Annotated in this window: 10 protein-coding genes; 4 read left to right on the top strand and 6 right to left on the bottom strand. The window is 43.1% G+C overall.

Features of this window, described 5'->3' with window-relative positions:
- Window positions 1–77, top strand: a 77-nt coding sequence (locus ACH2DQ_RS22280) for a DUF6783 domain-containing protein (protein ID WP_395028378.1), incomplete at its 5' end; no start/stop codon positions are given.
- 42 nt (window positions 78–119) lie between these two features.
- Here the strand turns inward: ACH2DQ_RS22280 and ACH2DQ_RS22275 are convergent.
- On the bottom strand, window positions 120–2,210 hold the full coding sequence (locus ACH2DQ_RS22275; protein ID WP_394913462.1) for an elongation factor G: 2,091 nt from the start codon (window positions 2,208–2,210) through the stop codon (window positions 120–122).
- A gap of 229 nt (window positions 2,211–2,439) precedes the next feature.
- On the opposite strand from ACH2DQ_RS22275, the gene aroF reads away from it, so the two are divergent.
- The 3 genes from aroF to aroA all read left to right on the top strand — a co-directional run bounded on the left by aroF (window position 2,440) and on the right by aroA (window position 5,963).
- Entirely contained in the window at window positions 2,440–3,456 is a 1,017-nt protein-coding gene (aroF, locus tag ACH2DQ_RS22270; RefSeq protein ID WP_394913461.1) for a 3-deoxy-7-phosphoheptulonate synthase, read from the top strand.
- The gene (locus ACH2DQ_RS22265) at window positions 3,453–4,550 is read left to right on the top strand and encodes a prephenate dehydrogenase/arogenate dehydrogenase family protein (protein ID WP_394913460.1); all 1,098 of its coding nucleotides are present in this window, start codon (window positions 3,453–3,455) and stop codon (window positions 4,548–4,550) included. Before aroF ends, ACH2DQ_RS22265 begins: the two co-directional genes overlap by 4 nt.
- 135 nt (window positions 4,551–4,685) lie before the next feature.
- Window positions 4,686–5,963: a 3-phosphoshikimate 1-carboxyvinyltransferase gene (gene aroA / locus ACH2DQ_RS22260; protein ID WP_394913459.1), complete on the top strand. Its 1,278-nt coding sequence runs from the start codon at window positions 4,686–4,688 to the stop codon at window positions 5,961–5,963.
- 167 nt (window positions 5,964–6,130) lie between these two features.
- Here the strand turns inward: aroA and ACH2DQ_RS22255 are convergent, their stop codons facing one another.
- The 5 genes from ACH2DQ_RS22255 to ACH2DQ_RS22235 all read right to left on the bottom strand — a co-directional run bounded on the left by ACH2DQ_RS22255 (window position 6,131) and on the right by ACH2DQ_RS22235 (window position 10,847).
- A complete protein-coding gene (locus tag ACH2DQ_RS22255) occupies window positions 6,131–6,793 on the bottom strand; it encodes a DUF1638 domain-containing protein (RefSeq protein WP_394913458.1) in 663 nt (220 codons plus the stop codon).
- A gap of 86 nt (window positions 6,794–6,879) precedes the next feature.
- Window positions 6,880–7,689, bottom strand: a complete 810-nt coding sequence (locus tag ACH2DQ_RS22250) for a methyltetrahydrofolate cobalamin methyltransferase (protein ID WP_394913457.1) — start codon at window positions 7,687–7,689, stop codon at window positions 6,880–6,882.
- Between the two features lie 11 nt (window positions 7,690–7,700).
- Window positions 7,701–8,342, bottom strand: a complete 642-nt coding sequence (locus tag ACH2DQ_RS22245; RefSeq protein WP_394913456.1) for a B12-binding domain-containing protein — start codon at window positions 8,340–8,342, stop codon at window positions 7,701–7,703.
- Between the two features lie 213 nt (window positions 8,343–8,555).
- On the bottom strand, window positions 8,556–9,920 hold the full coding sequence (locus tag ACH2DQ_RS22240; protein ID WP_394913455.1) for a hypothetical protein: 1,365 nt from the start codon (window positions 9,918–9,920) through the stop codon (window positions 8,556–8,558).
- Between the two features lie 504 nt (window positions 9,921–10,424).
- Window positions 10,425–10,847: an acyl-CoA thioesterase gene (locus ACH2DQ_RS22235; protein ID WP_394913454.1), complete on the bottom strand. Its 423-nt coding sequence runs from the start codon at window positions 10,845–10,847 to the stop codon at window positions 10,425–10,427.
- Window positions 10,848–11,011: the final 164 nt, after the last annotated feature.

The raw sequence follows: 11,011 nt of genomic DNA, 5'->3' as shown, positions 1-11,011 counted from the left end.
CCGCTAAGTGGGGCGTGCAGATGGCGGGAATGAATTTTCAAACACGCTCTAGAGCGTGTCTGCTGTATTTCTTATAAACAAAAAGGGGGCAAACTTATGCCCCCCTTTCCTATTCCAATTTATTCTTCATTTGTATTTACTTTACTTGCTCTGGCTTCGACTTCTTTTGCCTGAATATCAGATGGCGCCTGCTCATAACGTGCGAATTCATATGAGAAGTTACCGCTTCCGCCTGTCATAGAGCGAAGTGCTGTGGAATATCCATAAAGTTCTGTCATAGGTATGTCGGCTTCTATTATCTGGTTTCCTTTTGAATCCGGGTTCATTCCAAGTACACGGCCGCGGCGTTTATTCATATCGCCCATAACGTCACCGGTATACTTATCGGGAACTGTTACTTTTAAGGATGCGATTGGCTCAAGAAGTACCGGTGAAGCTTCCATAAATCCCTTCTTGAATGCCTGAACTGCTGCGGTCTTAAACGCCATTTCAGAAGAATCTACCGGGTGATAAGAACCATCATAAAGCACCGCTTTCACACCTACCACCGGATATGCTGCCAGAGGTCCTTTCTGCATAGAATCCTGGACTCCCTTTTCAACTGCCGGGAAGTAGTTCTTCGGAACGGCACCTCCCACTACTACCTGTTCGAATACATATGGCGTTTCCAGATCACCCGATGGTTCAAAACGCATCTTAACATGACCATACTGTCCGTGTCCGCCGGACTGCTTCTTATATTTTGATTCCACATCGGAACTCTTGCGTATGGTTTCTCTAAATGCAACCTTCGGCTTATCCAGTTCAATTTCAATCTTATATTTACTCAATAATTTGCTCTGAATAATATCCAGATGCTGATCTCCCATACCATACAGCAGGGACTGGCGGTTCTCTCCGTCATTAATTGCTTTCATGGTCAGGTCTTCATGCATCATCTTTGTCAGCGCCTGTGAGATCTTATCCTCATCCCCTTTGTTCTTCGCCTTATATCTCTTATATGTATAAGGAACAGACAGATCCATCTTGCCATACTGGATTGGAGTCGTCTTCGTGGACAGGGTATCACCGGTACGTGCATGGGACAGTTTTCCGATCGCTCCGATGTCACCGGCATGTAATTCCGTAACTTCAACCGGCTTGCTTCCCTCAAATACATACAGCTTATTAATCTTCTCTTCCAAATCTTTATCATAGTTAAACAGCGTATCATCATTCTTAATAACGCCGGAGCATACTTTTATCAATGAATATTTTCCGATAAACGGATCTACAATTGTCTTGAAAATATATGCTGATTTTGCCTTGGCGAAATCATAATTCGCCTCAAAGATTTCTTTGGTCTTCATATTAATTCCGGCAAAAGTTCTCTTATCCGGGCTTGGGAAATACTGTACAATATCATCCAGAAGGTTCGCCACACCCTGGATATTTACAGGGGATCCCATAGATACCGGGACAATGGAGCCATCGGATACATTTACGGTCAGAGCCGCCATAATTTCATGAACGGAGAATTCTTCGCCGCTAAAATACCGGTCCATAAATTCTTCGCTTGTCTCAGCTACAGCCTCCAGTAGAATCTCTCTGTATTTTTCAAGGTACTCCAATGAATATTCCGGAGTCTCACAGTCTACCTTCTGTCCTTTCTCAACCCATTTCCTGCTGGCTTTCCGAACTACATTTACATATCCTACAAATTTTTCATTTTCACGAATGGGAAGATGGATTGGAGCTATCTTCTTGCCGTACAAATCGGTCAGCTGCTCCACTACTTCTCGGTAGCTGGCATTGTCCAGATCCATATTTGTTACGAAGAACATTCTGGGTAATTTATATTTCTCACAGAGATCCCATGCCTTCTGTGTTCCCACTTCCACACCGCTTTTTCCGTTAATGACAATCACCGCTGCATCTGCTGCTGCAGCTGCCTCTTCCGCTTCACCTACAAAATCAAAGTATCCGGGGGTATCTAAAACATTCACTTTGACATCATTCCAAATAATCGGTACAACGGATGTGCTGATTGAGAATTTTCTTTTGATCTCTTCTTTATCAAAATCACTTACGGTATTGCCTTCTGTTACGCTGCCTAATCTGCTGGTAATTCCTGATAAATAAGCCATTGCTTCCACTAAGCTGGTCTTACCTGCTCCACCATGCCCTAAGACAACTACGTTGCGAATCCTGTCTGATGTGTACACTTTCATATTCAATTCCTCCAATACTAGTTATTTTGCGAATGACACTGCTGTCATCCCTTGTTTAGTCTATGGATATATTTTACTAAAATTGTCACAATATTTCAAGTATTTTATTCACTTTTAACAAATATTTTTTTAGCCCCAAAATTTCGCCGCGTTAAAGTGACAAAGTATTGACAGAAGTGCTTTTCAATAGTAGAATAACAGGAGCTAAACATAGAAGGAGAATAAAATTATGATTATTGTAATGAAACCTCACGCACCCCAGGAAAACATTGACCACGTGGTGCAGTTAATAAAATCCAAAGGATTAGAAACCCATTTGTCACAGGGCCAGGAAGTAACGATTATTGGTGTGGTAGGGGACAAATCCAAACTGTCCAACCAGAATCTTGAGATCGCTCCCGGCGTTGATAAGATCGTTCCGGTAACGGAGTCTTACAAATTATCCAACAAAAAATTCCATCCGGAACCCAGTGTAATTAAAGTAGGCAATACTGAAATCGGTCCGAATAATTTAACGATCATGGCTGGTCCCTGCGCAGTAGAGTCGGAAGAACAGCTGCTTTTAATTGCCCATGCCGTTAAAAAAGCAGGAGCAACCTTTATCCGCGGCGGCGCATACAAGCCTCGTACCTCCCCCTACTCATTCCAGGGGCTGGAAGAAGAAGGACTCCGTTATATGCAGACAGCCAGGGAAGAAACGGGGCTGAGCACTATCTGTGAAGTAATCAGCGAAAAGGCAATCGAGGCAGCCGCTAAATATGTGGATATGATTCAGATCGGTGCCAGAAATATGCAGAACTTCCAGCTGCTGAAAGAAGCAGGGCGTTCCGGACTTCCGGTATTATTAAAACGCGGTCTTGCTGCAACAATTGATGAATGGTTAAATGCTGCAGAATACATTATTGCGGAAGGAAATCCAAATGTAGTTCTCTGCGAGAGAGGAATCCGTACCTTTGAGACGGCAACCAGAAATACACTGGATATCAGCGCTGTTCCGGTTATTAAATCCAAGTCCCATCTTCCGATCATCGTGGATCCAAGCCATGCTACCGGAGTTAGAGCTTATGTAGCACCTCTGGCTAAATGTGCAATTGCAGCCGGAGCAGACGGACTGATGATTGAAGTTCATAACAATCCGGCATGCGCACTTTCCGACGGGCCGCAGTCACTGACTTTTGAGCAGTTCGATGGACTTTCTGATGAACTGACTCCATTTGCAAAACTTGCAGAAAGGACTTTTAAATGAATGATGTAACCGTTGGCTTTATCGGCCTGGGACTCATTGGCGGGTCGATTGCCAAAGCCATCCGCTATTTTTATCCGGAAACAAAAATAATTGCCCATACCAGAAGCCGGTCTACGATTGACTATGCTCTGGCGGAAGGCATTATTGATGCTGCATGCGAAGGGATTACACCGGAGTTTGGCAGCTGCGACTATATATTTTTATGCGCTCCGGTAGAATCCAATGCCGCTTATCTCAGTCAGTTGAAAAATTTAATTAATAAAGATTGTATCCTGACGGACGTAGGCAGCACGAAGACCGATATCCACGAGAAAGTCATTGCCCTTGGAATGGAGGATAACTTCATCGGCGGGCATCCCATGGCGGGCAGCGAAAAGACGGGGATCATAAATGCAAAGCGTCATTTAATTGAGAACGCCTATTACATTCTTACCCCATCCTCCACTGTTCCGGCAGAAAAGGTACAAAAGTATCAAAAATTTGTATCTGACTTAAAAGCAATACCCCTTGTATTAAATTATGAAGAACATGATTTTGCAACGGCTGCCATCAGCCACCTGCCCCATATTATCGCTTCCACCCTGGTGAATCTGGTAAAAGATTCCGATACCAGGAATGAAACCATGAAAACAATTGCAGCAGGAGGCTTTAAAGATATTACCAGGATTGCTTCTTCTTCTCCTGAAATGTGGGAGCAGATCTGTACAACTAACAGCAGTAATATCCTGACCGTTCTAAACCGCTATATTGAAAGTCTGAACCAGGTAAAGGCCGCTTTAACCGAAAAAGACAGCCGGGATATCTATCAGTTGTTTGACAGCTCACGGGAGTACAGGGATTCCATCTCCGACTCTTCCAGCGGTCCTCTGAAAAAGGTTCATATGCTTTACTGCGATATGGTAGACGAGGCCGGCGGGATCGCTGCTCTGGCAACCATTCTTGCAACCAACGGAATCAGCATTAAGAACATCGGTATCGTACATAACCGTGAATTCGAAGAAGCTGTACTGCAGGTAGAGTTTTATGAAGAAAATGCATTAAAAAAGGCTGTTGATCTGTTGAGAAAATACCGCTATACGGTTTATGAACGGTAATCCCAATGCCTAAACGTGTTTTTACATGCTTAAGACGTGACGCTGCAATTTACAAGCTGTATTTTAACACTTATTTGCTATTCGCATTTTACATTTACTTTACGGATGATTGTACATATGGAGGATTTTAATTTTATGGAATTCACAAAAACAAAAGCGTTAAAAGGAGAAATTACAGTCCCCGGTGACAAGTCCATCTCACATCGTGCCGTTATGTTCGGCGCTCTGTCACTTGGAACAACAGAAGTGCGAAATTTTTTACAGGGGGCTGACTGTCTTTCTACCATCAGCTGCTTTAAAAAGCTGGGCGTTGCTATTGAAAATACCCCGGACTGCATCCGCATACATGGGAAAGGACTCCATGGACTCACCGCTCCCACAGATATTCTGGATACCGGCAACAGCGGTACTACTACACGGATGATTTCAGGTATTCTGTCCGGTCAGTCTTTTGAAAGTATTCTAAACGGCGATGATTCCATTCAGAAACGTCCCATGAAGCGGATTATGGATCCCTTATCCATGATGGGTGCCGAACTGGTCAGCATCCGGGATAACGGCTGTGCCCCTCTTCGGATCATTGGTAAACCGCTGCATGGAATACACTATGTCTCACCGGTAGCATCTGCTCAGGTGAAATCTGCTGTTCTGCTTGCAGGACTGTATGCAGATACCCCTACCAGCGTTACGGAACCGTCTGTATCCAGAAACCACTCGGAAATTATGCTGAATTATTTCGGCGGTAACGTCACCTGCGAAGGAACAACTGCTACAATCCTTCCAAATCCGGTTTTAAAAGGACAGCAGGTATCTGTTCCCGGAGATATCTCCTCCGCTGCCTACTTTATTGCAGCCGGACTGATCGTACCCGGTTCTGAGATCCTGATTAAAAATGTTGGCATCAATCCCACCAGAGACGGCATCCTGCACGTGTGCCGGGAAATGGGCGGTAATATTACACTGCTTAATGAAAATTGTGATAATGGCGAACCTACTGCAGATATTCTTGTAAAGCACAGTAACCTAAAAGGCATAACAGTAGGCGGCTCCATCATTCCGACACTCATTGATGAACTGCCCGTCGTTGCAATTCTAGCTTGTTTTGCCGAAGGTACCACAGTTATTCAAGATGCTCAGGAACTAAAGGTGAAAGAATCTAACCGCATTGACGTAATGGTGAATAACCTCGCTTCCATGGGTGCCGATATCCAGGGCACGGATGACGGCATGGTTATAAACGGCGGGACTGCTCTTCACGGCAGTACGATTCAAAGCCATAAAGATCATCGGATTGCCATGTCATTTGCTATTGCGTCGCTGGCAAGCAGCGGCACAACTCATATTGAAGATGCAGACTGTGTAAATATCAGTTATCCCGGATTTTACCGGGATCTGGACGGGTTAAAATCTTAACTCTCTTTTTGATAACTTAATTAACTGCATCATATGCAAAAAAGACGGTATCCGAACTATTAAGATACCGTCTTTTCTTATGAAGTTCCCAGCAATTCTAAACCACGCTCTAATACTATAGCGAAATTTTCAGGCTACAAATCAGCGAAACCCAAATTTATCCTGTTCTATTTCAACCACAGATCCCGATATTCAATAATTGCATTGGGGGCAACTGTTAGAAAACGTCCCGCAGGCCATGGGCCTTTCAATAATTGCACCAGATAGTCAACTGATGCACCGAGTTTTTCCTGTTCCAGTTCCAGTGTAACTGCGATTTCTTTTGTTTCTTCCATGAGTGTCTCAATGGGATAGCATCCGGTATCCAATATTCCAAGCCTTTTATAATGCTTCAAGATTTCTCTGTAAAGCGACTTCGTCCTTCTTACCCCGTACTTTTTCTGGGCATACTGATATTCCGCCCATATATTCTGTTCTCCGTTCAGCCACCCTTTGCTGAGAAAATAGGTGCCTTTCTGCCTTGCTATCTCCTCTCTTCGCTGAACAGAGCCGAGTAAAAGTGTAATACAGTCATCCACTCTGGGAATAATTACTTCAAAGTTACCTGCCTTTAAATTCTGCACCGAATTACCACAAAATCCCATTGCCACAAGTACTCTTTCGCAATCTGTAATTCCACTGAATGTCTCCTGTAACCGTGCTCTTAATTTATCCGGAGTATTGTGAAGTCCCGACTCTATCCAGATGATCGGATAGGTTAATCCGGTTATTTGGAGGGCGGTTTCCAGTTCATCCTGAAGGGTTTTACATCCTATGATGGTAGTATTCATAATACGAAACGCCTCCTTCTCAAGTGTAGACCGGCATAAAGATCAATATATAGGGGCGTATTTACGCCGGTCGGTTGGCGCATGGGTTACTTGTCTTTCACAGGTCCAATTCTCCCTGCCCGGAATGCTTTGTTATACTTTCTGCAGAAACGATCCTGATTAAGCAGTGCTTCGGCTGCTAAAATCGTTGCGTAGGTATCCCGGTTTGTAGGATCTACAATAGCGGAATCCATTCCCGCAGATAGTGCCAGCGCAAGGAAATTCTGATTCACGATTTTCCGGTAAGGCATTCCGTAAGAAATATTGGATAATCCCGACGTTATTTTAACTGTCGGATATTTCTCTTTAATATTACGGATCGCTTCCATAAAGTTCAGCATGGAATCATTTACTGCCGAAAGCGCCAGCACTAACGGATCAATGTAGATACGTTCCGGTCCAATACCGTATTCCGCTGCTTTTTCGATCAGTTCAAAGGCGATCTCCGTTTTGCGTTTTGCGTCTGCCGGAATGCCCTTATTATCACAGGTTAATGCAACTACTTCCCAATCATTATCCTTTAACAATGGGAAAATCACTTCACATTTATCCCCTTCTCCTGACACAGAATTGATAATTCCCTTCTTTTTAGCCAGAGGCATCACCTCTTTTAAGATCTGAGGATTGGGACTGTCAAGACAAAGTGGGGTATCTACCGTATCCTGTACGATATTCATCAGCCAGATCAGTTCCTCCAGCTCCTTCTCCGGAGCGCCTCCTGCACACACATCCAGAAAATTGGCTCCGGCTTCCGTTTGGCGGATTGCCAGATTACGAATATATTCTTCATCTCTGCCTGCTATCGCTTTTGCAGTCGATGGAATTGCACCATTGATTTTTTCTCCGATTATTATCATATATCCACCACCTATGCTGCACTGCCGGACCACTCACGGCAAGTTTTGATTGTATCTGCCGGATTTATTGCCCAGGCATCTGCACCTACAAGTTCACAAACCTTTTCTGTAACCGGTGCACCACCGATTACGATCTTGACATCTTCCCGCAGACCTGCTTCTTTAAATGCCTCGATCGTAGCTTTCATAGAATCAATCGCCAGTGTCAGAACACCGCTGAGACCGATAATATGAATGCCATCTTCTTTTGCTTTTTTTACAATTTCTGCTGCCGGAACATCGATTCCCATATCCACAACATCAAATCCACTTGCTTCCAGCATTGCTTTTACAATATTTTTTCCAATGTCATGAAGGTCGCCTTCTACGGTACATAAGATCATTTTACCCGCTTTTTCACTGGATTGAGACAAAAGTGCCGGACGAATAATATCCATAGCTTCCGTCATCAACTCCCCGGAGAAAATCAGATCCGATACAAAATATTCCTGGCTTGCAAAACGCTCGCCCACAATATTCATCCCATCCTGACACGCTTTCATCGCCTCTCCGGCTTCAGACCCGCCATCTTCCATTACTTTCTCCAGTATTTCTAATACTTCATCTTCCTCTAAATCTCCCATTGCATCCTTTAATCTTCCAAAATCCGCCATATAAAATCCTCCTATCCATCCGCATGGTTTATTCCCTCGAGCAACGAGCCAATCGGACACGCTGGAGCGTCCATTTGGCGACTGCTGCGAGGGTTGCTGTACGTCCATTGGACGTTCGTTTCGTAACGACCGGAGCAAAAGCCGAGAATAAATACCCCGCTGCTCTCAGCGTTACAAATTTGATGCCCCGTTGCCTGCAGCGGGGTTTTGACTTTATTCACATAAGAAATACAAATATTTTATAATATCATTTTCCAGATTCATAACAATTTCCCTGGCACTTTCCGGCGTTTCCGGATTTAATTGCTGATACTGCTCCCAGGTTCGGTAATACTTACTCTGAATCGGTGCTACTTCTGAATGTGTGTAATCTTCCTTATTAAACTGCATTCCCGCTGTCTCACCTGCATTTTTGTATACCCCATAATCCCGTACTGTCTCACAGACAGCAATCAGGTTCTCAAGGTTAATGTCGTTATAGGTCAAAGCTCCCTTGTCAAACTGGAATATAAATTTACCATCCGGCATCATGATATCCAGGAATTCTTTGGTATAGTCAATGCATTCCTGTTTGGTAGCCGTTCTCAGCATGCCAAGTGGGAACAGTCCTGCAAGGATATGTTTCTTTCCAAGCTTTTCTTTCACCAGCTTCGCATCACCGATCTCGAAGGTCAGGTATGTATCAGTCGGCATTTCGTAGAGATAATCCAGGTAACGCATCCAGTCATGTTCGCAAAATGCATTCATATGAAGACCCAGGGATGCATAGTCATTTGCCTGACGCAGGAATGGTTCCCACCATAATTTTTCAAAATCTTTTTCCTTCATATAAGTAGCCAGATGCAGTGGGAAGAATACCTGTCCATAATTGCTGATCTTCTTTGGAATACCAACCATATAATTAAGGGGATATACAGCTTCCACTGCAGCTGCAATTTTATCACGCTTTCTGCGAAGATCCATGCACATGCCGCTTAAACTTCGCATATTGTCTGTCAAAATATCAAGAGGCGCATAACACATTGCTTTCGTTGCAGGATCTGCCGCATAATAACCATATTTTTGAGTCAGCGCTCCAATGATTGCACCATTTTTCATCATAAACTGGTTTCGCGCCGTCATCCCCTGATTTAAAGCAAACATGGCTCTCACAGGATCTTTGGCAAAATCCAGTGCACTATAGTTCCTGGGAAGAATCTTCTCGATCAGACAATCAATCGGGTTCTCAATAAAATCATCATATTCTTCCGGCAAAAGACCTACTGTATTGGGATGCTGCATCAGCCCTGACTTATTCATTTTAAAGTTATTAGATTCAAGGGCCTGATAGGAATCCGGCATACGTATCGTTCCGCCAAATACACAGATATCAGAGGGCACCTTCTGGCACAATTCATCTGCAGCCTGCATCAGTATCTCCGGATGCCAAGCAGCTTCTTTTCCGTCCACACCCGCATATCCTGCAACGACTTCCAGCGTTAGATTTACATTGATCGGCACACGTTTCGGAATCTTGTTATCAAACACATCATGAAAGATCTGCGTTCTCTCCTGTCTTAATTGTTCAACATCACCCATTAATAATACCTCCTTATAAATGGAATCGTTTTTAGTTTTCATTCACAACCGCAATATAGGTATTAAAAAAAGACACCCCGCTGTGCCATTTCCTTTTACCAATACTCTTTATTCGTGATTATCACGTATTTTTAAAATCACCACCCATTTTATGTCGTTATTTTGTATAAAATTATTGTATCACCTTGCCCAAATTGTGTCAAGTTATATATTATTTTAAGTATATTTCGAAAAATCCGTTATTATATTAACAAATATATTAAATTAATCGTCTTGCTCGAAATAAAACTCTTTCCAACATGTCCAACGAAAGATTTCTACCTTTTTCCTACTTTTTATGCATCATAAAAGTCCGGTTATTTACAAATCTGAGAGAATTATGACGGCTGGGAATATTAAGGCTCTATATTCTTTCTCTTTACAGATTATATTAAAATACCGGACTATTTTTTGATTTCTTTATTAACTTATATTAATAAAAGTGTTGATTTTCCTATAATGCAGTCAATCACCGCATAAAATCCCGCGAAACATCTGGTCAAAAGCAGGATTGGCTTTTTTTAATGATATAAGCTTCCCTTCCCTGGAAAGGAAGCAATGCTCAGTCTCTCCGTTACAGCGGACTTCTTTCGTTTCTCTATCCCGAATGATGTAAGACAAGGTCATTTTAATACCATTATATTTTTTTAACCGTGCCTCAATCAGTACCGTATCGTTAAAATGTACCATGGTTCTGTATTGGCATTTTACAGAGAGTACGGGACTTAAAATCCCAGCCTCTTCCATTGCCTGGTATCCAAGACCTGTCTGCTCCATGAGATCAATTCTGGCTTCTTCAAACCAGCGGATATAATTGGAATGATGGATAATTCCCATCTGGTCTGTCTCATAATATTGTGCTTTGTGCTCGTAACATTTAAAATTCATCAACTGTCCTGCTCTCCTGTCATTTACTGCCCTGTTTTTCCGCCAACAATAACTTCAGCATTTCATCCCCGGGCATTGGTCGTGCATATAAGAATCCCTGGATAAAATCAATACCGGATTCCTTAATAAACTTATCCTGCTCCGGTGTCTCTACACCTTCTGCA

Source organism: Robinsoniella sp. (assembly GCF_034124845.1).
The sequence above is the reverse complement of the archived record's forward strand: the minus strand, read 5'-3'. Positions and strand labels throughout refer to the sequence as shown.